Raw genomic sequence first — 26,000 nt, 5'->3', positions numbered from 1 at the left:
GGTTACGCATGGACCGGATCAGCCGGCGAGACGAACAGCGGGCAGGAAGCGGCGCAGGGGGCGGTGCTGGAATCGGCGCCGGGCACCGGACGGCAGGCTGGGCGGGGGGCCGCGCCGGAGCCGGGGCGGGGCGCCGGGCCGGCGGTGTGGCGCTGCTCCTGGCGGGCGCCCTGCTGCTCACCGCCTGCGGCGCGGGCGACGGCGGCACGGAGAGCACGCGCGATCTGAGCTCGGGCAAGCGCAACGGGCAGGGATCGACCGGCGGCGGGCAGCCCGCGCCGGACGCGGCGGCGCCCGAGAAGGGCCGGCAGTCCGGGGAGAACGGGGCCTCCGCCGCGCCGGACGTCAAGGCGCCCGACTATCTCTCCACCTTCGCCCTGGACGTGGACACCGCCAGCTACGGCTACGCGCGCCGCACCCTCGGCGACGGCGGTCTGCCCCAGCCCGAGGACGTACGCCCCGAGGAGTTCGTCAACAGTTTCCGCCAGGGGTACGAACGGCCGAAGGGCCCCGGCTTCTCGGTGAACGTCGACGGGGCGCGCATCGACGGCGGGAAGGCCGGAGGCGGCGGAACCGGAGCCTCCGACTGGTCGCTGCTACGGGTCGGCCTGGCCACCGAGGCCGCCCCGTCCACCGCCGAACGGCCGCCCGCCGCGCTCACGTTCGTCGTCGACATCTCGGGGTCCATGGCCGAGACCGGCCGCCTCGACCTGGTCAGGAAGTCGCTGAACATCCTCACCGACGAACTGCGCGACGACGACTCCATCGCCCTGGTCACCTTCAGCAACGAGGCCGAGACCCGGCTGCCGATGACCCGGGTGAAGGGCAACCGGAACCGGATCAAGGACGCGGTGGAGGAGATGCGGCCGGCGCAGTCCACCAACGTCGAGGCGGGCATCACCCTCGGCTACGAGAAGTCCGTCGACGGCCACCGCGAAGGCGCCACCAACCGGGTGGTGCTCCTCTCCGACGCCCTCGCCAACACCGGTGACACCGAGGCCGAGGGAATCCTGAAGAAGATCGACTCCGCCCGCCGCGAGTACGGCATCACCCTCTTCGGCGTCGGCGTCGGCAGCGACTACGGCGACGCGTTCATGGAACAGCTCACCAACAAGGGCGACGGGAACACCACCTACGTCGGCGACGAGGAGCAGGCCCGCAAGGTCTTCGTCGACCAACTGCCCGCCCACCTCGAGATCCAGGCCCGCGACGCCAAGGCCCAGGTGGCGTTCGACCGGAAGACCGTGCAGCAGTTCCGGCTGATCGGCTACGAGAACCGCAAGGTCGCCGACGAGGACTTCCGCGACGACAGCGTCGACGGCGGTGAGGTCGGCCCGGGCCACACGGTGACCGCTCTGTACGCCGTACGGCTGCGCGAGGGCGCATCCGGCACCGTGGCCAAGGCCACCGTGCGCTGGCTCGACCCCAAGACCCGCAAGGCCCAGGAGAAGACCGGGACCGTCACGACCGGGGCGATCGACGGCCCGCTGTGGGCCGGCGAGCACGACCGGCTGCAAGTGGCGGCCGTGGCCGCCTACTTCGCCGACCACCTGCGGCACGGCGACCTGCCCGGCGCACCCGGCCTCGGCGAACTCGCGTCCCGGGCGTCCGCGCTGGCCGAGACGACCGAGGACAGCGCCGTCAGGAAGCTGGCCACGGCCATCGGACAGGCGGACCGGCTGGAGGGCGGAGCCGGCACGGACGACGAGCCGGAACCGGACGAGGGCGAGATCGGCTGAGCGGGAGAGCGGGGGCGGGAAGGGGCGGGGGCAGGGGGCGCCTGGCCGGGCCGGGCGCCCCTGAGTCCGGCTCGCCCCGTCCCGGCTTGCCCAGGCTCGCCCCGCCCAGGCTCGCCCCGCCCAGGCTCGGCTTGCCCAGGCTCGGCTTGCCCCGGCTGGCCCCGCCCCGGCTCGCCCCGCCCCGGACCGGCTCCCGGGCTCGTACGTCCATTCGGGAAAAGGTCGGTGCGGGCCGCCGTTCCAGGTCATGATGTCCGCCATGACCTCCCTGTTCCTGGTGCTCTCGGCGATCGTCAACGGCCTCTACGCGGGCTTCATGCTGACTTTCCTGATCGCGATCATGCCCGGTCTGGCCGAGCTGACGGACGAACAGTTCACCGCGGCCATGCGCCGTTTCAACGAGAAGGTCCCCGGGCCCATCTTCCTCGTCCTGTTCGTCGGGGCCGTCGCGCTGCCCGCCGCCGCGTTCTTCACCGGCCTCGGCGAGCACGACGAGACCACGGGGCCGGCCATCCTGGGAGCGCTGATCTGCGTGGTCATCAGCCACCTGGTGACCATCGCCGGCAACATCCCGCTCAACAACGCCCTCACCGCCTCCGAGGGCGGCGACGACCATGCGGCCCGCGCGGCCTTCGAGTCCCGCTGGAACACCTTCCACCAGGTGCGCACCGCGTTCAACCTGGTGGCGTGCGTCCTGCTGGCCGTCGCGCTGTAGGAGTCACCCGGCCGCGGTCCCGCTCGCTCGCCGGCCCGCCTCGGCCCGTTGCGGATGGCGGGGGCCGAGCAGCACCACGAGGGCGGCCGGGCCCGGCACGGGTGTGCTGATCCGCCGCCAGCCGGTCCGCTCGTACAGGCGCAGCGCCGCCTCGGCCCGTACGGAGGTCAGCAGCCAGCAACGGCCGTCCGGGGCGGGCTCGGTGACCGTGTGCAGCAGCGCCGCGCCGAGCCCCGCACCGTGCGCCTCCGGCGCGACCGCCAGTTCGTTCACCTCCAGCGCGCCGCACAGCCACGCCTGCGTGCGCCCGGGCCCGAGGGCCTCGGCGACCTGCCCGTAGCTGCGGTCGGCCGGAAAGACCTCCGGGGTGATCCAGGCCGTGGCGAAACCGGTCACTGCACCTCCGGCCGTCGCCACCGCCGCGGTGAACCCGGGCCGCAGCGCGTCCTGTGCGAGCCGCTCCGCATAGGCGTCGGCCGTCGCCGGATCCTCGTTCCAGGGCGGGGCGGCGAACGCCCGCGCGTACACCTCACGGATCCCATCGGCGTACCGGTCCAGCTCCCCGGCCCGCACCGTTCGCACCTCGGTCGTCATCGCACCGTCCTTCCACGCCATGGGCGGACCATCGACAGGTCACCGGTCCACCGGGCCGCCGCCGCTTCAGCGAGGAAACCCTAGAGCGTGAACTGCCGTACGACGCACAACCCTTCGCCCGGTACGCCGGTCTCAAGCAGTACGGGTCGTCGCCCTGCCCGCCACCGCCCACGTGGCCCTCGCCCCGGCCACCGCCTCGGGCCTCGTGGCCAAGGGCTCGTCCAGCTTCGGCCACGGGACGCTCGGCACGGTCGCCACGAAGGCGCAACTGGGCAGCGGCTTCAACCGCTGACCCGCGTACGGCTCTCCTCCACGGGGGAAGGAGAGCCGTACGCATCAGCCCACCAGGCCCACCAGGCCCACCAGGCCCACCAGGCCCACCGGGCCCACCGGCCGCATCCGTCACACGTTGGGCACCTTGAGCCGGTCCCAACTGCTCTTTCCGGGAATGCCGTCGGCGTCGGCGCCCGTGTAACCCAGCTTGCGCTGCCATGCGGCGTACGACTTCCGGTCGGCCTCGGACCAGGCCGGGCCCGGACCCACCGTGTACCGCCCGCAGCCCTCGGCCACCAGCCGCTTGCCCATCGCCGTGACGATCGCGCTGTTGCGGCCGACCTTGAAGAACGCGGCCCCGGGGAACGGCTCGTAGGTCGGCTTCGGCGGCGGCTTGGAGGGCCCGTCCGGGGCGCCGCCGAGCCGCTTGCCGATCCGGGTGCGCATCGAGTTCATGGTGAACCCGCGCGGATCGACCTTGCCCGGCTGCCACTCCAGGTGCCCGATCACCGACCGCTGCGACCAGCCGTGCGCCCGGCAGACGGCCGCGGCGGCCCGCTCGATCGCCAGCAGTTGGGCCGCAGGCCAGGGATCCTTGCCGTCGCCGAGGTTGACGCACTCGAAGCCGTAGAAGTGCCGGTTGCCGTCGGTGTTGGCCTCGTTGTCCGGGGGCAGCGCCTTCTCCGCGATGACGGCGCGCAGCACGTCGTCGTCGCCGAGCCCGGCGTGGTTGGCCCGCCCGTTCCCCACGAGGTGGACGGTCCCGTCCTTGGCGATCACCCCGTGGCAGAGCGGACCGGGCAGGGCGGAGTGGCCGTTGTAGCAGAGCTCGACGGAGGACGCGGTGCCCGAGGTGACGGTGTGATGGATCATCACTCCGTGCGTCGGACCCCAGGGACCCTTGTGGTTCCGGTTGTTGGTACGCCAGCTCCGGTGTTCGACGACCTGGAGGCCTTCGTCGCGGAGGGCTTTGAGCAGCTTGTCGGCTGACAGCGGCGTCGCCATCGCGGCGCTCCTTTCCCTGATGGTGCGTAGGTCACGCGGGCGCTTCGGTGTGCGGGCGGCGGGACCGGCGGACGGACGGCGGCGCGGAGCCGCGTACACCCGCCGGATGCCGGGGCGGTCGGGAGCGCCCTGCGGAGGGGTTCCGCCTTCGGGCCCACCTGATCGATTTGCCCGCTCCCGGGCCCCGCCGAACGTCCCGTCGGACGGAAGGTTTCGCCGGATCCGAACTCCCGTCCGGGTATGTCCGAACTCCTGCCCGACGCGCACGGCCGCCGAAGCCGCCCGCCGCCACTCCCGTGGCTACTCCCGCTGTCGTATGCGGCCGGACGCCCCGCCTCCTACCGTGAGGGGGTGATGACCTTCGACCGCCTGGCCGCCCGTGCGCGCGCTCTGCCGCCGATCGTCGCGGATCTGGTGGTGGTGGCGGTGGTGGGGGCGTTCACCACCGCCGACGCGGCCGTCAACGAACCCGGCTACCGCCAGGCGGACGCGCTGACCTGGACCCTCCTCGTGGTCTCGTTGGCAGCGCTCGTCTTCCGCCGCCGTTGGCCCGTTCCGGTGGTCTGCGTGACCGGGGCGGCGTGTGCCGGGTGGGCGCTGCACGGGCACATCGGCGAACTGCTGAACCTCCCGGTGATCGTGGCGCTGTACACGGTCGCGGTGCTGGGCGACCGCCGGCGCACGCTGTGGACCGGGGTGATCGCCGCGACGGTCTCGGGCGCGGTGGCGCTGAAGGTCGGCCGGGACGTGGTCAACCCGCAGGGGCTGCCGGTCCTGGAGATGGTCTGGCCGCTCGTTCCGCTGCTCCTGGGCGAGGTGGTGCGGACCCGCCGGGAGCTGCTGGCGGAGTACGCGGCGCGCGCCGCCCGGGCCGAGGAGGACCGCGAACGCGAGGCCGCCCGCCGGGTCCGCCAGGAGCGGGTGCGGGTCGCCCGGGAGATCCACGACATCCTCGCGCACACGGTGAGCGCGATGACCGTGCAGGCCGGGGTGGCCCTCGACGCGCTGGACGCCGCGCCGGAGGTGTCACGGCAGGCGATGACACAGGTGCGCGCCTCCGGCAAGGAAGCCGTACGGGAACTGCGCGCCACGCTGTCCGTCCTGCGCGAGGCGGAGTCCACGGCTCCGGCGCCCCGCCTCGACCAGCTGGACGAGCTGGTGGCGGGGGTCGAGGCGGGCGGCGTGCGGGTCAGCCTGCGGCGGGACACGGGGGACGCCGGCCTTCCCGCGGTCGTCGAGGCCACGGCGTACCGGATCGTGCAGGAGGCGCTGACCAACGTGGTGAAGCACTCCGCGGCACGGCACGCCGCGGTGTCGGTGACCCGCTCCGCCGGTCGGCTGACCGTCGAGGTGGTGGACGAGGGCCCGCCGGTACCGCCGCCCGCGGCCACGCCCGTCGACCGGGGCTTCGGCCTGATCGGCATGCGGGAGCGGGCGGTCGCGGTGGGCGGCGGCGTCACGTACGGTCCGGTGCCGGGCGGCGGATTCCGCGTCCACGCCGTGCTGCCGACCGAGGGAGCGACGTCATGACACGACCCGCGGCAGGGCGCGACGGCAGGCCGATCCGCGTGGTCCTCGCCGACGACCAGACCGTCGTACGGGCCGGATTCCGCGCCCTGCTCGACCTCACCGACGACCTGGTCGTCGTCGCGGAGGCCGCTGACGGGGCCCGCGCCGTCGAGGAGGTCCGGACGACCCGCCCGGACGTCGTGCTGATGGACATCCGGATGCCCGGCGTCGACGGCCTGGAGGCCACCCGCCTGATCGCCGCCGACAACACCCTCGACCGGGTCCGCGTGGTCATGCTCACCACGTACCAGGTGGACGCGTACGTCTTCGAGGCCCTCCGCCACGGCGCGGCGGGCTTCCTCCTCAAGGACATCGAGCCGGACGACCTGCGCACCGCTATCCGTGACGTCGCGGCGGGCCGGAGCCTGCTCGCCCCCGCCGTCACCCGCCAGGTGATCGAGGAGTTCGCCCGGCTGAAGGCCCCCGAGGCGGCGGGCGCCGAACGGCTCGCCGTCCTCACCGGCCGGGAACGTGAGGTGATGGCGCTCGTCGCCGCCGGACTGTCCAACGAGGAGATCGGCAAGGAGCTGATCATGAGCCCGCTGACCGCGAAGACCCATGTGAGCCGGACCATGACGAAGCTGGGCGCCCGCGACCGGGCCCAGCTGGTGGTCATCGCCTACGAAACGGGCCTGGTCAGAGCAGGCGAACGCTGAAGCAGGCCCTACTCCGGCGCTGAAGCAGGCCATACTCCGGGGCCTACTCCGGCGGGAGTAGGCCCCGGCTCCCGCCGGAGGATTCGCGATCGGGGGCCCGCTCGTAGCGTCGGCCGCATGATCGAAGCAACGGAACTCACCAAACGCTACGGCGGGCGCACCGCCGTCGACCGGCTGTCGTTCACCGTCCGGCCCGGCCGGGTGACCGGCTTCCTCGGCCCGAACGGCGCCGGGAAATCGACCACCATGCGCCTGATCCTCGGCCTGGACTCCGCGAGCGCGGGGCGCGTCACCGTGGGCGGAAAGGCCTACGCGGACCTGCCCGTACCGCTGCGGTCGGTCGGCTCGCTGCTCGACGCCAAGGGCGTCCACGGCGGCCGCTCCGCCTACCACCACCTGGCCGGACTCGCCGCGAGCAACGGCATCCCGCGCCGCCGCGTCGATGAGGTGCTGGACCTGGTGGGCCTGCCCGCGGCGACGGCCCGCAGGCGCACCAAGGGCTTCTCGCTCGGCATGGGCCAGCGGCTCGGCATCGCGGCGGCGCTGATCGGCGACCCGGAAGTGCTGATCCTCGACGAACCGGTCAACGGCCTCGACACCGAAGGCATCCGCTGGATCCGCGGACTGATGCGGTCCCTGGCGGCGGAGGGCCGCACGGTCTTCCTCTCCAGCCACCTCATGAGCGAGATGGAACTGACGGCCGACCACATCGTCGTGATCGGACAGGGCCGGCTCATCGCGGACACGACGATGCGCGACTTCATCGAGACCAACTCCCGCGCGCACACCCTCGTACGGTCCCCCGAACCGGAGAAGCTCCGGGCCCTGCTGGAAACGGCCGGGGCGCGGGTCCGCCTGGACGCCGCGGGCGGCTGGCGGGTCGAAGGACCGGACGCGGCCACCATCGGCGACCTGGCCCGCGCCCACGGCATCGCCGTCCATGAACTCACCCCGGCCCACTCCTCCTTGGAGGAGGTCTACACGGCGCTCTCGCAGTCCTCGGTGGAGTACCGGACCGAGGACCGGCCCACAGCGCCCAGCCAGAAGGAGACAGCCCGATGACCACGTCGACGCTCCCCGCCGAGCACCGGGGCGGAACCGGCTTCCGGGAGGCCCTGGCCTACGAGTGGATCAAGTTCCGCAGCGTGCGCTCCACGGTGTGGACGACGGTGGCGACCGCCGTACTGCCGGTTCTGGGCGCGGTGTTCGTCGCCACGACCGGAAGCCTCCAGTCCGACGACACGGTCCTGGGCGGCAGCCTCACGCTCTCCGTCGTCGCCCAGATGCTCGCGGCGGTGGTGGGTGCGCTGGTGGTGACGGGGGAGTACAGCAGCGGCACCATCCGCACGACGTTCGCCGCCGTCCCCCGCCGCCCCACGGTCCTCGCCGCCAAGGCCACCCTGGTGGCGGGCGTGACGTACGTCCTCGCCCTGGCCTCCTGCACGGCCGCCTACCTGGCCGGCGACGCCATGCTGCCCGACGGCCGGTACGCCCAGGGCGAGCCGCTGCCCGCCCTGTTCGGGATCGCCGCGTCCTTCGCGGTGGCCGCCGTGCTGGGCCTCGCCGTCGGCACCCTCGTACGCCACTCCGCGGGCGCGGTCACCACGGTGATCGGCCTGCTGCTCCTGCCGTCCCTGTTCGGCCCGCTCTTCGGCGACGCCGAACGCTGGATCGCCGGCCTCTCCCCGACGGCCGCCCTGGAAAAGCTCACCCAGACCTCGGACGCCGCCGCCGACACGGTGGGCAGCCTGGGCCCCTGGCCCTCCCTGCTCCTGGTCGCCGCCTGCACGACGGCGCTCACACTGGGCGCGCTGGTGCTGCTGCGGCGGCGGGACGCGTGAGGGGCCTCACCCTCCGGCAGCGGCCACTCCATGCACGAAAGCGGCCTCCGCCAGCCGGGGAAGGGCCTCCGGCGCCAACCGGGGCAGGAGCGGCACGGCGTACCGCCAGTGCTCGCCCGCCAGCACCTCGCGTACGAGGCGGCGGGCCTCGTGCTCGTCGCGGGCGGCCTCGGTGCCGAGGGCGTCGGCGAGTGCGAGGAATCGCAGTACGGAAGTGTCCTGCGGCGCCCAGCCGTCCGCGGCCGGGACGATCACCGGAGCGCCCGCCAGGTAGGTCGCCACAGCGGCCAGAGCCGCCGCCCGCCTCTCCGGTGTCCCGGCCCGCCCGGCCGTGTCCCGCGCGGCCGGCACATCGCCCCGGACGGCATGCAGGACGGCCCACTCGGCAACGGGAAGCACGCCCTCGGGCAACGGCGTGGAGCCCACGTACTGCTCCCAGCGGCCGAACCTGCCCCCGAGCGGCACCACCCCGGAACGGCACCCGCTCACATCGAGCAGCGCATGGAACAGGACCGCGTGCATGTCCCGGCCCTGGATGTTCTCGGCCGGCCCGGCGCACAGCCCCTGGAGCGCCGCGCACAAGGCGCTGCCGGGCCGCCGGGGATCGGGGAGGGCGAGGAGAAGCCCCATGATCCGGGGAAGACGCCTTTCCCCGCCCGGCACGAGGGCCGCCCGCTTCACCTCCAGGAGCTGCCGCCCGACGATCCGCGCGGCGGTTTCGGGGTCGTACGGGGCGAGCCCCACGGCCACGGCGGCCTGCGACCGCTCGACCTGCTCACGCTCCTTCCCCGAAGGCCCGCCACCAGCGGCCCAGCTCGACGCGGACTCGGACGCACCGGCATGAGCGAAGGCCTGGGCGACGAGACCACGCACGGCCGGGTCGGCCAGGTCCACGGCAGCCCGCGCGGCCTCCTCCGCGTACCGCAACGCTTCGGCACCACGCCCACCCGCCGCGCACCCCGACGCCACGACGGCCAGAGCCCCTGCCCGCCCGGCCGGGTCCGGCGACCGGCCCGCGAGCCGCACCGCCTCCTGGGCGTGCCCGGCGGCGGCGAGCGCCTGGGCCAGGGGGAGCCGCCAGCCGTCGGCCGTGGCGGCTGATGAGCGCTCCCAGCGGGTGAAGGCCTCCGCGAGGAGATGGCGTCCACGGACGGGGTTGCTGGTCAGTTCCTCCCTGATGCCCAGGAGTTCCGCGATGCCCAGGAGTTCCGCGCTGTCCGCCGCCCTCGCCGGGCCCTTCGGCGAGGAGTCCGTGCTCCGTCCTTTCACCGAGCGGGCCTGTTCCTGGACGTCCTCGTCGAGCGTGTCCTTGCACAGTTCGGCAGGAACCGCGTCCAGGAGCTTCTTCGCGCTGTAGTCCACGTCGTGCAGCGCCTGTACGACGCGTACCAACGTGGTGGACAGTTCGAGATCCAGATGGGCGCGGTCGGCCGGAGACAGCGCCTCGGGGACGGTGAAAGCCGCGGTCAGCGCCGCCACGGCTCTGCCGGCCATCTCGCGTGCCTGGTTCCGCCGGTCCCTCGCGAGCGCACTCGCTCCGAGGGCGAGCAGATCGGCGTGGGTCAGGTCCGACGCGGGATCCAGCTCGGCACAGAGATCCTCCACGGTGTCCCGCAGCGCGACAGTGCCCGGAGCATGCTGCGCGATCATCCGCCCCCAGATCTCCAAGGCCTCGGCCTGCTCGTCGAACCCTCCCTCGGCGAGCACCGACGCGTACCGGGCGACCTCGGTGAGCCAGTCCTCCCGCTCCGGGCCGAGAGCCCGCGCGGCCTTGATCCGGGAAGCCCAGCCCACGGCCTCACAGCGGATGACAGCGCGCAGCACAGCGCGCCCCGCCTCTTCCGCACCGCACTCGACGAGTGAGCGGCCCGCCTCGGCCAGCTCCTCCATGCCGTCGTTCCGCTCGGCGATCCGCGGTGTGGCTTCGGCGGCACGCTCCGCCCACCCGACCGCTTCGCTCGCGAGTTCCGCGGCCTTCGGAGGATCCGTCCCGGACAGCACGGACACGACCTCGGCCAGGCGCGCTGCTTTGACCGCGTCCTCGGCCGCCGAGAGAGCGAGCTGTCGGGCCCGCGTCCCGTCTCCGGCGAGCGCGAACAGACGCGGAAGCTCCCGCGGTACGGGCGGCCGGGTACGGCCGGACAGCACAGCCCGGGAGAGGGCCACGCGCGCGGCCACTTCCGGCGTGCGGTCCGCCCCGTCAGGAAGGAGGCCGAGCTGCGCCAGCGCTTCGTCGAGCCGGCCCGCCTCCACGAGCCGCCGCTGGCGACGCGGGTCGAGCACGTACCGCTCAAGCCGTGGCCCTTCACAGAGCAGGGCGGGGTAGTGCGAGAGCAGGTAGCGAGGCATGGGCCCGGACCGTTCCCCCGTGTGCCAGGAGTCGGCCCAGGCGTGCAGTCGGCGGACGCACTCCGTGCGAAGATCCGGCCCGCTCCTCTCCCGGGCGGCGCGCAGGAGTTCCTCATCGGCGAAGACATAGCTGCCGGCGCCGAGATCGTCCGGTACGAGACACCGGCCCCAGAAGGCCTCCAGCATCCGCGCGATCCCGGCCCGTCCGCTCCCCGTCAGCTCGGCGAGGTCGTCGGCGCACAGACCTGCCCCGGCCGTGGCGAGGAACCCGACGAGGGCGCGGCCCAAGGCGGAACCACGAAGGCGGTCCAGCCCGTCCCGCAGGCTGTCCCCGTCATCCTTCGCATGAGGTGAAGGACGGAGCAGGCGTACGGATTCGGCGCGTCGCAAGGGGTGCTCGGCCGGCACGTCGGCAGGTGGTACCGCGGCGGGCCGGCTCGACACGATGACGCGGATCGAGCGCCCGCCGTGCCGCTTCCGCCCGGATCCCTCGTCCGTACGCGCGGCCGGCCAGGGGAGCAGGGACGCGATGCTGGTGGCGGGCCGCTCGCTGTCCGGCACTCCGCCTCGCCATGCGGCGTCCTGGTCCAGCCCGTCGACCACGACCACCAGCCGCCGGCCGTTCCCGGCCGAGCGGACAGCAGCGGCATGGAACAACGCCCGGAGTTTCGTGAGCGGGGTTTCCTCGGGGCGGACAGGAGGCCTCTTCCTTCCCAGGAGGCCGGTCAGCTGCCGGACCATCACCCCCGTGAAGTGACCGGCCCGGTCCCAGCCGTCGGTCGCGGAGACGAAATAGCCCACGACATCGAACTTCGGTGACGACCACAGGTGTTGCGCTTCCCGGCCCAGCAGCGCCGACTTCCCCGCGAGGGGATCCCCTTGCAGCCAGAGACAGGACGGCGCGTCGTCCTTCGTCCTGAGGAAGCCGTCCATGAGCCGCAGCTCGGCCGTGCGGCCGTCGAGGGGTCTCTCCAGAAACCGGCGGGCGCCGATGGTCTCCATGAAGAGCCCTCGCTCGTGGCGCTCCCGGGAAGCGCCACGAGCGTCGTCGGCCTCCTGCTGTGCGGCTTCGAGGGCCCGGCGCCAGTGATCGTCGAACTCGGCAGGTTCCCCGGCCTCCCGCCGGAGGAAGACCACCAGCCGTTCCACGGCTTCGGTGTTGACCCGACGAGGGGCCGCCCCGCCGCCGCACCACAGCCGAACGGAGTTCTCATGCACGCCCGCGGCACGGGCACACGCCGAGATGCTGCCGATACCCGACTCCTCGGCCCTGCGCCGCAAGCGGTCCAGCATGCCGCCGAACCGCTTTCGCGCATCCTGGACGGCTTCCGTCCCGCCTTCCACCCGTGCCTCCCAAACGTGGGTCGAAAGATTCTCCTCAAGCTTCTGACCTGCGAAAAAAGGGGGTTCGAGGCCGTGTACCGGGTTTCTGGAGGGAAGGTCGGCCGGTCAAGGTGGCATCGGCCCGGCAGGCGGACGACCGGGCGCGAACCGGAAGGAATCCCGTTGTCTGTACTCCCTGCCCTCTTCGACGCGGCGACGTTGGCGGCAGCCGGCGCCATGACCTACACGGCGGTGCTCGCGGTGGTCGCCCTCACCTCGGTCCTGGCTCCTACCTCCGACCGCCGCCGTGATGCGCGGGCCACCCTGACGATTCTGCTGAAGCGACGGCCGCCGAGGTGAGGGTGGCGGTTCCATGAATCACCCGCACCTCAACTCGCCTACTGTTAGCGTCTGATGGGTAGCTGTAGGTGATCGTACGTGAGAGTGGTAGCCGCACCTTGTCCTTAGTCCTCCCTCCGGTCGAGCAACGCCCTACCTGGGATCCCCGGTATCGGCCCTGTGTGCCGGTGGTCTCCCTGGAAGGTGAAGTCGCCGACCTGTCGTTGGCCGAAGTGCTCCAGCGAGCACAGGACTTGAGCGGACTCTTCTGCCCCACCCCGGGTGAAGGGGTCGCCCTCCTCGAACATCTGCTCGCGTTGTGCTTCGCCTCCGGGACCTTTCCGTCCTCCGATGAGGAGTGGTCCTCCTGGGTGGCCCAGGAGCACAGCCTCGACACGGTGGAGAAGTGGCTCGTCCGCGAACCCGCCGACGAGTGGGACCTGTTCCATCCGGAACGGCCCCTGGGACAGAACAGTCAATTGCGTCAACAGTTCGATGAAGACGCGACCGGACCCGCTCAGCTCGTCATCGAGCGCGTGGGGGATTACGTTCAGTTCTTCGATCACCATCACCTCGAACACCCCGAGCCGCTTCCGGCCGCCGCCGCGTTCAGAGCCCTGCTGACCCAGCACCACTACGGGCTGTCCGGCCGAGCCCGGATCTCGGGCAGGGCGCTGGGCCCGAAGCTGACCAACCTCGCCGCGGGCCGGCTCCAGGGCAGGATCCGGGTCGTGGTGCAGGGCCGCACCCTCGCGGACACGCTGCGCCTGAACCTCTACCCCGCACCGGGCGGAGAAGCGGGGTTCTTCAACCGGTCGTGGACCACGGGGCCGTTATCGCGCCGGAAGTTCGACACCAAGCCGCCGCCCCGCCCCACATCCGGGCCCGCCGACCTGCACAGCTACCTCGGCCGCTCCGTGCTCCTGGAGCCGGTCCCGGCGGCGAAGGGCCGGCCCGTGTTCGTGGACCGGGTGTTGATCGGGGCCGGTGAACTCCTCGCTCTCGATCCCGAGCGCGACCTGGACGACGCCGTCCTCGGCACGATGTCGAACGGCCACCGCAAGCCGCTCTGGCCGTCCCCCACCCGCGCTCTGTGGCGTGAGGCCCACGCGCTCTACACCGCCGCGACCAGAGAGACGACGGGCCTGTTCGGACGGCTGAGGCGGATCACGTTTCCATACGAAGGCGGCGGATCGCCGTGCGTGCTCTGGGCCGTCGGGCTCATCGCCGACAAGACCGTGGCCGCCGCCTGGACGGAGGGGCACTTTCCGTACGCCCCGAGTCAGGGGGAGGCCCTGTGCGAGGCGTCCCGGCACGGCTCGGAGATCGCCGAGTACGTGGCCCGGGCCCTGGAGCGGGCCGCTTACGCCGCCTGGAAGGTGGCCTACCCGAATCCGAAACCCACCGACCGCAAGGCTCAGATGGCCCGCTTCGACGCCCGGCGGGAGTTCTGGCCCGCGGCTAAGGAGCCGTTCATGCGTCTGCTCGATCAGACGGCCCGGGGCGGGGACGTTCCCCTCGCCCTGCGTGACTACGCCGGGGAGCTCCGCACCAACGCGGAGGAGTTCCTCAGGAACCGGCTCGACGCGCAGCAACAGGACCGGAAGGGCATGCTCGCCCGCGCCCGTGCCGAGCGATGCTTCCAAGCGGACATGGCCGATGCGAAGGCTCCCGCCGAACTCAGGGAGGAGAGGCCGAGATGACGGAACGTCCCCCGTCCGCCGTGGAGGGACACGGTGGTGATCAGCTCACCGCCTGGCTCATGAGCCTCGTACGCAACCGTGAGTACGGGAAGCTCGCCGAGTTGCGCCGCACCAAGCCGACCGACTCTCACATCCGTGCCGGGTGGTACGCCCCGGAAGAACACCGAGAGGTCTACGAGAAGGTCGCGTTCCTCTTCGGCGTCTACCACCAGGGCGCGGCAGTCCCCCAGCGCGGAAGGGGCAGCCTTGGCGCCGCCGCCCGAAGGATCGGTGACGGGTCCGGTCGTGGACCCGACAACCCCGGAGCGCAGCGGCTGCTGTCACGCGTCGTCGCGAGCCGTCGCCTCCCGTGGCGCCATCTCCAGCACACGATCACCCGCCTGCGCGCCTGTGAACAGCCGCCGCCCTCCTGGAGCCGGCTCACCGTCGATCTGACCCGGTGGCACGACCGCAAGGCGCGGATTCCCTACCTGTGGACCGTGGACTTCCACGAGCCGCCCACGCGAAGTCGCAGCGCCAAGGCCGACCGAAGCGCGACCACGGCAGGCGGCGGAACGAACGATCAGTCGACGCGGAAGGACACGAGTACGTGACCAAGGCCCCCCGAAGCCAGTTCCTCTCCTTGCACGTCCTGGAGACACTGGTCGCCGTGCTCCCCGTTCGGGACGAGAACGGATCACCCAAGAGCCTGGTCTACGGCGGCGTGGAACGTCACATGATCACCAGCCAGGCGCGCCGCAGGGCCGAACGCGTCCACACCCGGGACCGGGCCAACGCCGGTATCGGTGCCCTGGCGGGCCGCAGCACGGGGCTTCGTACCCGTGAGTGGGCGCTCATCACCGCACGGTCCCTGGAGAAGGACCACGGGTGGGACGGCGACGCCGCCGTCGCCACGGCTCGCGCGGTCATCGAGGCCGTCGGCCTGAAGTTCGGCGACCCCGCCAAGAAGACCGTGGCCAACCTGACCAAGGTGCTGCTCTTCGCCCCGGCGGACACCGGGACCCGGATCGCCGCCCACATCCAGGAGCACGCGGACGAGCTGGGCGACTGGCGCGACGCGTATCTCCTCGCACAGGAGGAGATCAGGAAGAAGTCCACCCGCAGGGGCGGCCGGACGACGACGGCGCCTCAGGGTTCCGAAGCGGGTACGGAGGAGGGTGCGGCAGCTGCCGCCGAGGCCACGTTGCCGCCCCTCCCCAAGCCGCACCGTGACGCCGTGCTGTTCGCCATCGCCCCGCGCGACGCCATCGACATCGCGCTCTACGGGCGCTTCCTGGCCGAGATCGCGGACTCGCCGAACGTGGACGGCGCCGTGCAGAGCAGCCATGCCTTCACCGTCCAGGAGGCCGAGCAGGTCGACGACTTCTACGCGGCCGCGGACGACGCCAAGCTGCACCGCAAGCGCAACGCCCTGGACTTCCTCGACTCGGCGGACGACTCCGGAGCCGGGATGACCGGCTACCAGTCGCTCATCTCCGGCACCTTCTACCGCCACGCCGTCCTCGACCGTGCCCAGCTGACCACCAACCTCCGGGCGGCCGGAATGGCCGAGGCCGAGGCGGCGGAGACGGCGGTCGAGGCCGAGAAGGAGTTCGTCAACGCCTTCGTGGAAGCCTTCCCCGAGGCGAAGAAGAACTCCACGGCCTCCACCGGCTCGCTGCCCGCCCTGGTCCTCGCCTTCGAGGGCGCACGCCCCTACAACTACGCCGCCGCCTTTCAGAGCCCCGTCGACGAGAGCCCGACGAGCGCGGGCGGCGAAGGGCCGGCTGGGCCTGCGGCGGTGCGCAGACTGCTCGCCCACCACGCCTTCGTCAGCGAGCGCCGCCCCGACCTGACGAGCGCGCGCGTCCTGACCTACGACCCGCAGATCGACGCCGTGGTCAAGGAGTTCGAGACGGCGGGCAGGAGCGATGTGGCGTCGGTGACGGAGATCGGGGAGCTCGCACCGTGAACCACGTGCTGCTCATCCGGCTCGCCGCCCCGCTGCAGTCCTGGGGCGTCGCCGGCCGCTTCTGGCAGCGCGACACCCACAGCAGGCCCACCAAATCGGGGGTGATCGGGATGTGCGCCGCCGCGCTCGGCCTGCCGCGCGAGCCTCCACCGGACGCACCCGAGCAGGATCCGCTCGCCGAACTGACTCCTCTGCTCTTCGGCGTACGGGCCGACCACCCCGGCAAACCGGTGCGGGACTTCCACACCGTCGGCGCCGGCCGCTATCCGCTGCGTCCCCGTGACCTGGTCACCGACCACCGGCGCGCTGCCGCGGCCGCCGCGTCGGTGGAGGCGGAGACCGGGGACACCTTCGGTCATCACGAGGTCGAGAACTGGTACGGAGCCCCGAAGAGGATCTCCGCCGATCCGCTCTCCGGCGCGCTCGTCTCCGCCGAAGTACGCAGGACCGCGATGGTCACCGAACGTTGGTATCTCGCCGACGCCGCCTTCCTCGTGGGCCTTCAGCACACCGAGAGAGAGGTCCTGGAACGGATCGCCCACGCTCTGGAGCACCCGAAGCGGCTGCTCTGGCTCGGGCGCAAGTCCTGTCCGCCGTCGGGGCAGTTGGCCCTGGGCGTCATGTCCTGCACGCTCGCCGAGGCCTTCGCTTCCGTGGCGCTGCTGCCCTCGCCCTCCGACGGCTCCGCGCGCATCCGGGACGGCAGGCCGTGGGCCTGGATCGAGAGCGAGCGCCCGGTGCCCGGCGTCGGCCCGGTCATGGACCAGCCGGTGAGCTTCCACGCCATGGGCCCGAAGCACGCCGCCCGCTGGGAGACAGAGGCCCGCGTCACCATCGATCCGCACGCCAGGGACTGGGACATCATTCTGTGAAGCAGCAACCCGCGAACCGGCAGCCCGCGAACCAGCACTCCGTGCGGCAGCCCCGTGCCACGGCCGCACGGTTTGTCGCCACGCAGACTCTCCTCACTCTGGACGCCCGGCACCCCTACGCCGCCAAGTCGCTGATCGACGCCCAGGACATGCACCGGACGGTGATGAGCGGCTTCCAGGGCTGGGTCGACGACGGCAGCCGTGACGCCCGTGCGCAGATGGGTGTTCTGTCGACCTGGACGCTGAACCTACGCGAGGCCCAGCTCTCGCTCGTCGTGCAGTCCCAGGTGCCCGGAGACTGGGGACGCGTCCCGAAAGCGGCCCTCGCCGAGGAACCGGAGACGCTGACCCTCGACCGGACCTACTCCGTGGGCGACACGGTCGACTTCCGTACGGTCGTCAACCCCGTGTACAGCCGCCCACCCGCACCGGGCTCCCCGGAGAAGACCCGCGGCCAACGGGTCGCCCACACGCGCCCCGACCATGTGAAGGCCTGGTTCGTCCGGCGTCTCCAGCCGCCCGGTGAACCTTCCGTCGCTTCGGACGGCCTGACCCGTCTGGGGGCGGACGCCCCGGCTGACCAGCTGGCCGTCCGTATGCTCCCTCGCATCTCCAGCCCTGCCCCGCACAAGGGCCTCCGCCTGGTTCGTGCGGAGATCAGGGGCAAGCTGACGGTGACGGATCCGAAGACGTTCGTGGGGGCCTTGACGACGGGGCTGGGGCACGGGCGGGCCTACAGCTGCGGGCTGCTGTTGGTTCGATGAGCGTGCAGCGGAATGAGGGCGAGGCCGTACGGGGAGCTTGCCTGCCGCGTCGGCCTCCGCCCCGCTCGCCCGCTCAGCCGACGCCGTAGCCGTGGGCCAGGTCGGCGAGCCTGCGGTAGGACGAGAGGTGCCCGAGGACGCTCCGCCATCGGCCGTGGTGACGAGGGCGGGGCCGACCGGTGGGTGGTGCCGCCCTCGACGGGGTCGGTCTCGGCGGGTCCGGTCGCCGCCGCCCATCGCTTACGTCGCCATGACGCCGTGCTCGCTAACGTCCCCCTGGGCGACGAAAAGGCCCTCCTGTGCGGAGGGCCTCACGGTCGTGCGGTCGGTGCGCCCCCGGCAGGACTCGAACCTGCGGCCAAGCGCTTAGAAGGCGCCTGCTCTATCCACTGAGCTACGGGGGCCGGGAGTCCTGATCGGTGGTTCCGTGGCCGTGCCGGGACAAGGATAGGGCTCCGATCCCCTGGACCCGGTTGCTTCACCTGCGTGGCACGATGTGGAGGTTCGGTGAAGCGAACCGATAATCGCAGGTAGGTGCGATTCCTGCATCGGTTTTCGCTTTCCACGCGCCGGGTGTTGTGCACTCGTTATGCCCCTGCCCCACTCGTCCCCTCTGTCCTGACTCTGTCCAGAGGGTGGAACCGCCGCGCAGAGGGGGCTATACGCTTCAAAAAGGCTTCAAAATTGGGCATTCTTCGCATGTGGTGACCATGGACGTACGGCCTCAGCTCATCGACGCACTTTCCGCCCTGCGCGACCGTGTCGCCGCCGTGCGTCTTCCACTGCCCCTGCCGGGGGCCGAACGCGCCCGGCAGACCAGGGTCGAACTCCTCGCCCAGCTCGACGACTACCTCCTGCCACGCCTCAAGGACCCCGAGGCCCCGCTGCTCGCCGTGATCGGCGGATCCACCGGGGCCGGGAAGTCCACCCTGGTCAACTCGCTGGTGGGGTGCCGGGTCAGTCAGGCCGGGGTGCTGCGGCCCACCACCCGGACCCCGGTGCTGGTCTGCCACCCGGACGATCACCACTGGTTCGCCGGGGTGCGGGTGCTGCCGCAGCTGACCCGGATCTGGCTGCCGCCGGGGCAGGCGCCCGACCCGGACGGGCTCGACGACCTCGCCGCGCGGGGAGCGGACGAGGAGACCGCGCTGCGGGTGGAGACCGCGGTGAGCCTGCCCCGCGGGCTCGCGCTGCTGGACGCCCCCGACATCGACTCGCTCGTCGTCCGCAACCGCGTCCTCGCCGCCGAACTCATCTGCGCCGCCGACGTCTGGGTGATGGTCACCACCGCCTCGCGCTACGCCGACGCGGTGCCCTGGCATCTGCTGCGTACCGCGAAGGAGTACGACGCGGCCCTCGTCACCGTCCTCGACCGGGTGCCCCACCAGGTGATCGCCGAGGTGTCCCGGCAGTACGCGGCGCTGCTCACCCGGGCCGGACTCGGGGACGTACCCCGGTTCACCATCCCCGAACTCCCCGAATCCGCGGGCGGCGGCAGCGGACTGCTCCCCACCACCGCCGTCGCCCCGCTGCGCGCCTGGCTCGCCCACCGGGCCCAGGACCCCGCCGCCCGGCAGCAGGCGGTGGGGCGCACCGCCTCCGGCGTCATCGAGTCGCTCAACGTACGGATGCCCGGACTGGCCTCCGCCGTCGCCGCCCAGTACGCCGCCTCCGTACGGCTGACCGGAGTGGTCGAGGACGCGTACGGCAAGGAGGCCGCCCGGATCCGGCGTCGCCTCAAGAGCGGGGCGGTGCTCTCCGGGGACGCGCGGACCCGGTGGCGCGGCTACCCGCTCTACAGCTCGCCCGAGGAACTCCTCGAAGCCCTCGTCGACAGCCTGGTGGCCCTGCTCCAGTGCTCGGTCTCCGCCGCCGACGAACAGATCCGCACCCAGTGGCGCCGCGAGCCCGCCGGAAGCCTGTTCCGCTTCGAGGAGGCCGGGCGGGGGGCCGGGGGCTGGGGGCCCGCCGAGGACGTCGAAGGACGGATCGCCGTCGCCGTACGCCGGTGGCGGCGGGTCCTGGAGGAGCTGGCCGAGGAGGAGGTGCGCCAGCTCGAACGCAGCGTGGCACCCGCCCCCGAGAGCGTCGCCGCGCTGCTCGCCGCCGCCCTCCTCGGCGGACGGCGCGCCCGTGCGGCGGGGGAGCAGCTCGCCGAACGCATCGGAGCCCAGGGCGCGCTGCGCCTCCGCGACAAGGGCGGCGAGCTGCTGACCACCTACCTCGACCAGGTCCTCGGCGGCGAACGCGACCGCCGCCTCGCCCCGCTCGACGCCCTCGACGTCGCCCCCGAACCCCAGGCCGAACTGATCGCCGCGCTTTCCGTACTGCAGAAGGAGAGGTGGCAGCGATGACTGCCGTCACGGACGAGGACCAGGGCAAGGGGAGAGGGAAGAAGGAGGGCGAGGAGGCGGCTCCTGCGGACGGAGGCGGACCCGGGCGCGAGGACGGGCGCTGGGACGACGGGCTCATCGCCCGGCGCGCCGCGGCGGCCGAGGCCCGCGAGGCCGGGGAACCCGTACCGCGTACGCCCGACCAGGACGAGGCGGAGCCGCAGGTCGAGGCGTACGTCCCCTCCGGCGGGCCGCTGCCGCCCCGGCTGGACGCCCTGCGCGAACTGGTCGGGCTCTCCCGCGCCCGGCTCGACCGGGACACCCTCGCCGAGGCGGGCCGCGTGCTGGACGAGGCCGCAGCCCGGCAGCGGCTCTCCTCGCGGCACACGGTCATCGCCATCGCGGGAGCCACCGGCAGCGGGAAGTCGACCCTGTTCAACGCGCTCGCCGGGGCCCCGATCTCCGACACCGGACTGCGCCGGCCCACCACCTCCCAGCCCATCGCGTGCAGCTGGACCGACGGGGCCGCCGGTCTGCTGGACCGGCTCGCCGTCCCCGGCCGGCTGCGGCGCAGGCCCCACCCCGGGCCCGCCGCCTTCGACGAGGCGCTCCAAGGGCTCGTCCTGGTCGATCTGCCCGACCACGACTCGGCCGCCACCGAACACCGCGACCAGGTGGACCGGGTGCTGGCCCTGGTCGACGCGGTGATCTGGGTCGTCGACCCGGAGAAGTACGCCGACGCCGCCCTCCACGAGCGCTATCTCCGCCCGCTCGCCGGACACGCGGAGGTCACCTTCGTCGTCCTCAACCAGACCGACCGGCTGCCCGGCGAGGCGGCCGACCTCGTCCTCGACGATCTGCGCCGCCTGCTCGACGAGGACGGCATCGCGCTCGGCGAGCACGGCGAACCCGGCGCCACCGTCATGTCCCTGTCCGCGCTCACCGGCGACGGCGTGCCCGAACTCCGCGAGATGGTCGGCCGCTTCGTCCAGGACCGCACGGCCGCCACCCGCCGGCTCTCCGCCGACATCGACGCGGCGGCGGCGCGGCTGCGCCCGGTGTACGTGGCCGAGGGCCGGCCAGGCCTCGGCGAGCGGGCCCGCGAGGAGTTCACCGACCGGCTGGCCGAGGCCGTCGGCGCGGCCGCCGCCGGGCAGGCCGCCGAGCGGGAGTGGCGCAGGAACGCCGGGCGGGCCTGCGGGACACCGTGGCTGCGGCTCTGGCGCTGGTACGAGAACCGGGGCCTGCCCGGCAGCCTGGACCGGATGGGCCAGGCGCTCACCCCGCCCGAGGAGGAACTGACGGCCCGTCAGCGCGTCGAGCAGGCGGTACGGATCGTCGCGGACGACGCCGCCGACGGGCTGCCGGGGCCCTGGGCGCAGGCGGTGCGCGAGGCCGCGTTCACCGGGGCGCAGGGGCTGCCCGAGGCGCTGGACGAACTGGCGGTCAAGGCCGGAGCCCCCGCCCCGTCCAAGCGGGGCGGCCACCCGGAGGCGGGGCAGGCCGCCATCGCAGGCGCACCGCTCGGCTCCCCGCTCGGCGGCCGCCCGGCCAAGCCGCCCAGGCCGAAGTGGTGGCCGGCCGCGGTGCTGGCCCAGGTGTCGATGACGCTCCTCCAGATCTTCGGCGGCCTGTGGCTGGTCGGCCAGATCATCGGCGTTCTGGAGCCCGGGCTCGTCACGCCCGCGCTCATCATGCTGGCCGGAGTCGTCGGCGGCCCGCTGGTGGAGTGGTCCTGTGCCGCGGCCATCCGGGGTCCGGCCAGACGGTACGGGCAGGACGCCGAGCGGCGGCTGCGCGAGGCGGCCGCCGGGTGCGGCCGGGCCAGGGTTCTGGATCCGGTCGCGGCCGAGCTGGTGCGCTACCGGGAAGTGCGTGAGCGGTATGTGACGGTGACGGAGTTTTCCACAACCGGCCGGTAGTCCACAGGCCCCGACGCGTTTCCCGCCCGGCGTCCACCATGGAGATCGCAGCGGTACGGAGTCGCCCGACGCCGTACGAAGCGGTGCGACAAGGAAAGCGGGGGCGGGAAAATGAACGAGACCTTGGTGACCCTGGTGGGAAACGCCGCCACGGCGGTGGAGTTCCGGGAGACGGCCACCGGAGGAATGGCGCGATTCCGTTTCGCCGTCACTCCGCGGCGCTGGGACCGTGAGAAACAGCTCTGGGCCGACGGCCGCACCAGCTTCTACACCGTCTGGTCCTGGCGAACACTCGCCACGAATCTGGCCGGTTCCGTTTCGGTCGGGGAACCACTGGTCGTGCACGGTCGGTTGAAGGTCCGCGAGGAGGAACAGGCCGGTCAGCGAAGGACGTTCGTCGACGTCGAGGCCGTCGCGGTCGGCCACGACCTGAGCCGGGGAACGGCCGCCTTCCGCCGGGCGGTCAGAGCGGAACCCGTTCTGACGGAGCGTCCGGGACGGGTCACGGACGGCGACGCGGAGGAGGCGCCGAAACAGCCGGAACACGCAGGCGTAATGGCGGCAGTGTCCTGAAAAGGCTGATCGGCGCCATGGGCGACAGCATCCCGCGATAACGATTCCGATTCGGAATGGTTGTGCAAGGGCAGTACGGGGGACTGCCCTTCGCCCGTTCTTTAGGATTCCCAGTGCTCACGGGTCACTTGGGTCTGCTGGCGAGGCATTCCCCACACGCGCACCATGCGCGAGGGCCTCGCCCGGAGGGGAATTCTGTGTTTTCTGCGTCTTCAGCGTCCGCTGCGTCGTCCGGCATGACAGGCGCGCCCCCCGGCCGCGGGATCCTCCGCCCGGTCGCCGCGCTGCTGCTCTCCGGTCTCGTCGCGGCTGCCGCACTCGTCGGCGCCGGACCCGCGGCGGCCGACGACCCGGGCCGGCATCACGGCGGCGCGGCCGCGGTGCTCGACGGGCTGAAGACCTTCGACAGCGCCGTGCTTCGCATCGCGGGGAAGGGCGGCGCGCCCGACCGGACCCAGGAACTGCCCGCCGGACTGTTCGAGATGACCGTGGACGGCGGCGGCAAGCTCAAGACCTACTGCATCGACCTCCACAACCCCACCCAGGACCAGGCGAAGTATCTGGAGACCCCCTGGGCCGAGACCTCGCTCGGCGGCAACCGGAACGCGGGGAAGATCCGCTGGATCCTCCAGCACTCCTACCCGCAGGTCGACGACCTGGCCGCGCTCGCCGACGCCGCCGGTACGGGCCCGCTGACCGAGCGGACCGCCGCCGCCGGCACCCAGGTCGCCATCTGGCGCTACTCGGACGACGCCGATGTCACCGCGTCGGACAAGCAGGCGGAGAAGCTCGCCGACTGGCTGCAGCGCAGCGCGCGCGACACGAAGGAGCCGCGGGCCTCGCTCACCCTGGAACCGGCCGCCGTCGCCGGGCGGGCCGGTGAGCGGCTCGGCCCTGTGACCGTACGCACCGACGCGGACCAGGTCTCGGTGTCGCCCCCGGTGGACGCGGCGGCCAGCGGCATCGCCGTCACGGACGAGAAGGGCGCCCCCGTCACCGCCGCCGCGGACGGGGACCGGCTCTACTTCGCCGTACCGAAGGACACCGCCGACGGCACCGCCTCGCTGACCGTCCAGGCCACCACCTCTGTGCCGGTCGGCCGGGCCTTCGCCGGGGCCGGCCGCACCCAGACCCAGATCCTGGCCGGCTCCAGCGAGTCCACCGTCTCCGCCCGGGCGAGCGCCACCTGGGCCGAGACCGGCGCAGCCCCCGCGGTGACCGCCCGGAAGAACTGCGCCGCGGGCGGTGTGGACGTCACGGCCGCCAACCGGGGCGACCAGCCGTTCACCTTCGAGCTGGCCGGCGCCGAGCACACCGTCGCCGCCGGGGCCACCCGCACGGTGACGGTCCCCGTCGCCGAGGACCAGGCGTACGACTTCACCGTCACCGGGCCCGCCGGGTTCGGCAGGACCTTCACCGGGGTGCTGGACTGCGCCACCAGCGGCAGTGTCCTGGACCGGGAGGGCGAGGGCGCCGACGGCAACGACATCGGCACGCAGAGCGCCCAGCGGTCCGTCCCGGCCACCACCGGCTCCACCACGTCGGGGCTGGAGGGCGATCTCGCCGCGACCGGCGGCTCCAGCGCCACCCCGATGCTCGCCGCGGTCGCCATCGGGCTGCTCGTCGTGGGCGGCGGCGCGGTCTTCCTCCTCCGCCGGAAGCAGCCGGGCGCCGACGGTGAGTGAGCGCCCACGCGCATGAGGTGACCGGTGTTCCGGTGCCGGTGGGTGGACGGGTTTCCGTCCGGGGGCGGGTGTCAGGCAAGATGGATGTATCTGCCCACACCTCTATTGCTGCCGGACGGTTTCTCTTGGCTGAGTACATCTACACCATGCGCAAGACGCGCAAAGCGCACGGCGACAAGGTGATTCTCGATGACGTCAACCTGAACTTCCTGCCCGGCGCGAAGATCGGTGTCGTGGGGCCCAACGGCGCCGGTAAGTCCACGGTGCTGAAGATCATGGCGGGCCTGGAGCAGCCGTCCAACGGTGACGCGTTCATCTCGCCCGGGTTCAGCGTCGGCATCCTCATGCAGGAGCCGAAGCTGGACGAGGAGAAGACCGTCCTGGAGAACGTCCAGGACGGCGCCGCCGAGATCATGGGCAAGCTCAAGCGCTTCAACGAGGTCGCCGAGCTCATGGCGACCGACTACTCCGACGCGCTGATGGAGGAGATGGGCAAGCTCCAGGAGGACCTGGACCACGCCAACGCGTGGGACCTGGACGCCCAGCTGGAGCAGGCCATGGACGCCCTGGGCTGCCCGCCCGGCGACTGGCCGGTCACCAACCTCTCCGGTGGCGAGAAGCGCCGCGTGGCGCTCTGCAAGCTCCTCATCGAGGCCCCGGACCTGCTCCTCCTCGACGAGCCCACCAACCACCTGGACGCCGAGTCGGTGAACTGGCTGGAGCAGCACCTCTCGAAGTACTCGGGTGCCGTCGTCGCCGTCACCCACGACCGGTACTTCCTGAACAACGTCGCCGAGTGGATCCTGGAGCTCGACCGCGGCCGCGCGATCCCCTACGAGGGCAACTACTCCACCTACCTCGACAAGAAGGCCGCCCGCCTCAAGGTCGAGGGGCGCAAGGACGAGAAGCGCCAGAAGCGGCTCAAGGAAGAGCTGGAGTGGGTGCGGTCGAACGCCAAGGGGCGCCAGACCAAGTCCAAGGCCCGTCTCGCCCGGTACGAGGAGATGGCGGCCGAGGCCGACAAGATGCGGAAGCTGGACTTCGAGGAGATCCAGATTCCGCCGGGCCCGCGGCTCGGTTCCATCGTCGTCGAGGTCGAGAACCTCTCGAAGGCCTTCGGCGACAAGGTCCTCATCGACGACCTGTCGTTCACGCTGCCCCGTAACGGCATCGTCGGCGTCATCGGTCCGAACGGCGCGGGCAAGACCACGCTGTTCAAGATGATCCAGGGCCTGGAGACGCCGGACAGCGGTTCCGTCAAGATCGGCGACACGGTCAAGATCTCCTACGTCGACCAGTCCCGCGCCAACATCGACCCGAAGAAGACCCTCTGGGCCGTCGTCTCGGACGAGCTGGACTACATCAACGTCGGCCAGGTCGAGATGCCCTCGCGCGCCTACGTCTCCGCGTTCGGCTTCAAGGGCCCGGACCAGCAGAAGCCGGCCGGCGTCCTGTCCGGTGGTGAGCGCAACCGCCTCAACCTGGCGCTGACGCTCAAGGAGGGCGGCAACCTGCTGCTCCTCGACGAGCCCACCAACGACCTCGACGTGGAGACCCTGTCCTCGCTCGAGAACGCGCTGCTGGAGTTCCCCGGTGCGGCCGTGGTCATCTCCCACGACCGCTGGTTCCTGGACCGCGTCGCCACGCACATCCTCGCCTACGAGGGTGACTCCAAGTGGTACTGGTTCGAGGGCAACTTCGAGTCGTACGAGAAGAACAAGGTCGAGCGTCTCGGCGCGGACGCGGCCCGCCCGCACCGTGCCACGTACAAGAAGCTCACGCGAGGCTGATCGT

20 protein-coding genes and 1 tRNA gene are annotated in these 26,000 nt (G+C 72.2%); 17 read left to right on the top strand and 4 right to left on the bottom strand.

Annotated features, from left to right (window positions below; all coding sequences use genetic code 11):
• Positions 1 to 8 precede the first annotated feature (8 nt).
• Both G3I54_RS18110 and G3I54_RS18105 read left to right on the top strand, forming a co-directional pair.
• Positions 9 to 1,739: a von Willebrand factor type A domain-containing protein gene (locus G3I54_RS18110; protein WP_164615899.1), complete on the top strand. Its 1,731-nt coding sequence runs from the start codon at positions 9 to 11 to the stop codon at positions 1,737 to 1,739.
• Positions 1,740 to 1,986: 247 nt separating this feature from the next.
• Positions 1,987 to 2,454, top strand: coding sequence for an anthrone oxygenase family protein (locus tag G3I54_RS18105; RefSeq protein WP_164615898.1), 468 nt, complete (start codon positions 1,987 to 1,989; stop codon positions 2,452 to 2,454).
• 3 nt (positions 2,455 to 2,457) lie between these two features.
• On the opposite strand, the gene G3I54_RS18100 is transcribed toward G3I54_RS18105, so the two are convergent.
• Positions 2,458 to 3,048, bottom strand: coding sequence for a GNAT family N-acetyltransferase (locus tag G3I54_RS18100; RefSeq protein ID WP_164615897.1), 591 nt, complete (start codon positions 3,046 to 3,048; stop codon positions 2,458 to 2,460).
• 402 nt (positions 3,049 to 3,450) lie between these two features.
• Positions 3,451 to 4,326, bottom strand: coding sequence for a peptidoglycan-binding protein (locus G3I54_RS18095; RefSeq protein ID WP_164615896.1), 876 nt, complete (start codon positions 4,324 to 4,326; stop codon positions 3,451 to 3,453).
• A 354-nt stretch (positions 4,327 to 4,680) separates the two neighbouring features.
• Here G3I54_RS18095 and G3I54_RS18090 point away from each other — a divergent pair, with 354 nt between their 5' ends.
• The 4 genes from G3I54_RS18090 to G3I54_RS18075 all read left to right on the top strand — a co-directional run bounded on the left by G3I54_RS18090 (position 4,681) and on the right by G3I54_RS18075 (position 8,392).
• On the top strand, positions 4,681 to 5,856 hold the full coding sequence (locus G3I54_RS18090) for a histidine kinase (protein ID WP_164615895.1): 1,176 nt from the start codon (positions 4,681 to 4,683) through the stop codon (positions 5,854 to 5,856).
• Entirely contained in the window at positions 5,853 to 6,551 is a 699-nt protein-coding gene (locus G3I54_RS18085; protein WP_164615894.1) for a response regulator transcription factor, read from the top strand. The genes G3I54_RS18090 and G3I54_RS18085 overlap by 4 nt, the downstream gene beginning before the upstream one ends.
• Positions 6,552 to 6,668: 117 nt before the next feature.
• Positions 6,669 to 7,613 (top strand): ABC transporter ATP-binding protein, encoded by a 945-nt coding sequence (locus tag G3I54_RS18080; RefSeq protein WP_164615893.1) that lies wholly within the window; start codon positions 6,669 to 6,671, stop codon positions 7,611 to 7,613.
• Positions 7,610 to 8,392, top strand: coding sequence for an ABC transporter permease subunit (locus G3I54_RS18075; RefSeq protein ID WP_164615892.1), 783 nt, complete (start codon positions 7,610 to 7,612; stop codon positions 8,390 to 8,392). The genes G3I54_RS18080 and G3I54_RS18075 overlap by 4 nt, the downstream gene beginning before the upstream one ends.
• Before the next feature lie 6 nt (positions 8,393 to 8,398).
• Here the strand turns inward: G3I54_RS18075 and G3I54_RS18070 are convergent, their stop codons facing one another.
• Entirely contained in the window at positions 8,399 to 12,034 is a 3,636-nt protein-coding gene (locus G3I54_RS18070) for an ATP-binding protein (RefSeq protein ID WP_164615891.1), read from the bottom strand.
• A gap of 213 nt (positions 12,035 to 12,247) precedes the next feature.
• Here G3I54_RS18070 and G3I54_RS39015 point away from each other — a divergent pair, with 213 nt between their 5' ends.
• From G3I54_RS39015 to G3I54_RS18045, 6 genes are all read left to right on the top strand, one after another.
• Complete coding sequence (locus G3I54_RS39015) at positions 12,248 to 12,424, top strand: hypothetical protein (RefSeq protein WP_203686601.1); 177 nt, start codon at positions 12,248 to 12,250, stop codon at positions 12,422 to 12,424.
• Positions 12,425 to 12,585: 161 nt separating this feature from the next.
• Positions 12,586 to 14,106 carry a type I-E CRISPR-associated protein Cse1/CasA gene (locus G3I54_RS18065; protein WP_343240357.1) on the top strand — a complete coding sequence of 507 codons (1,521 nt, stop codon included), beginning with the start codon at positions 12,586 to 12,588 and terminating at the stop codon, positions 14,104 to 14,106.
• Positions 14,103 to 14,699 carry a type I-E CRISPR-associated protein Cse2/CasB gene (gene casB, locus G3I54_RS18060; protein ID WP_164615889.1) on the top strand — a complete coding sequence of 199 codons (597 nt, stop codon included), beginning with the start codon at positions 14,103 to 14,105 and terminating at the stop codon, positions 14,697 to 14,699. Before G3I54_RS18065 ends, casB begins: the two co-directional genes overlap by 4 nt.
• The gene (locus G3I54_RS18055; protein WP_164615888.1) at positions 14,696 to 16,057 is read left to right on the top strand and encodes a type I-E CRISPR-associated protein Cas7/Cse4/CasC; all 1,362 of its coding nucleotides are present in this window, start codon (positions 14,696 to 14,698) and stop codon (positions 16,055 to 16,057) included. The genes casB and G3I54_RS18055 overlap by 4 nt, the downstream gene beginning before the upstream one ends.
• Positions 16,054 to 16,929 (top strand): type I-E CRISPR-associated protein Cas5/CasD, encoded by an 876-nt coding sequence (cas5e, locus tag G3I54_RS18050; protein WP_164615887.1) that lies wholly within the window; start codon positions 16,054 to 16,056, stop codon positions 16,927 to 16,929. The genes G3I54_RS18055 and cas5e overlap by 4 nt, the downstream gene beginning before the upstream one ends.
• Positions 16,926 to 17,693 carry a type I-E CRISPR-associated protein Cas6/Cse3/CasE gene (locus G3I54_RS18045; protein ID WP_343240356.1) on the top strand — a complete coding sequence of 256 codons (768 nt, stop codon included), beginning with the start codon at positions 16,926 to 16,928 and terminating at the stop codon, positions 17,691 to 17,693. The genes cas5e and G3I54_RS18045 overlap by 4 nt, the downstream gene beginning before the upstream one ends.
• Before the next feature lie 331 nt (positions 17,694 to 18,024).
• Here G3I54_RS18045 and G3I54_RS18040 read toward each other — a convergent pair.
• Positions 18,025 to 18,097: transfer RNA gene (locus G3I54_RS18040), tRNA-Arg, on the bottom strand.
• Positions 18,098 to 18,403: 306 nt separating this feature from the next.
• Between G3I54_RS18040 and G3I54_RS18035 the strand changes: the two genes are divergently transcribed.
• The 5 genes from G3I54_RS18035 (at position 18,404) to ettA (ending at position 25,996) form a co-directional block, all read left to right on the top strand.
• Entirely contained in the window at positions 18,404 to 20,047 is a 1,644-nt protein-coding gene (locus tag G3I54_RS18035) for a dynamin family protein (RefSeq protein ID WP_164615886.1), read from the top strand.
• Complete coding sequence (locus G3I54_RS18030) at positions 20,044 to 21,948, top strand: YfjP family GTPase (RefSeq protein WP_164615885.1); 1,905 nt, start codon at positions 20,044 to 20,046, stop codon at positions 21,946 to 21,948. Before G3I54_RS18035 ends, G3I54_RS18030 begins: the two co-directional genes overlap by 4 nt.
• Positions 21,949 to 22,059: 111 nt before the next feature.
• Complete coding sequence (locus tag G3I54_RS18025; RefSeq protein WP_164615884.1) at positions 22,060 to 22,521, top strand: single-stranded DNA-binding protein; 462 nt, start codon at positions 22,060 to 22,062, stop codon at positions 22,519 to 22,521.
• A 197-nt stretch (positions 22,522 to 22,718) separates the two neighbouring features.
• The gene (locus G3I54_RS18020) at positions 22,719 to 24,206 is read left to right on the top strand and encodes a Cys-Gln thioester bond-forming surface protein (protein WP_164615883.1); all 1,488 of its coding nucleotides are present in this window, start codon (positions 22,719 to 22,721) and stop codon (positions 24,204 to 24,206) included.
• Positions 24,207 to 24,331: 125 nt separating this feature from the next.
• Positions 24,332 to 25,996 (top strand): energy-dependent translational throttle protein EttA, encoded by a 1,665-nt coding sequence (gene ettA, locus G3I54_RS18015; protein WP_164615882.1) that lies wholly within the window; start codon positions 24,332 to 24,334, stop codon positions 25,994 to 25,996.
• The last annotated feature ends 4 nt before the right edge of the window (positions 25,997 to 26,000 follow it).

Origin of the sequence: Streptomyces sp. SID14515 (assembly GCF_010548505.1) — a bacterium.
Classification (GTDB): Bacteria; Actinomycetota; Actinomycetes; order Streptomycetales; family Streptomycetaceae; genus Streptomyces; species Streptomyces caviscabies.
The sequence above is the reverse complement of the archived record's forward strand: the minus strand, read 5'-3'. Positions and strand labels throughout refer to the sequence as shown.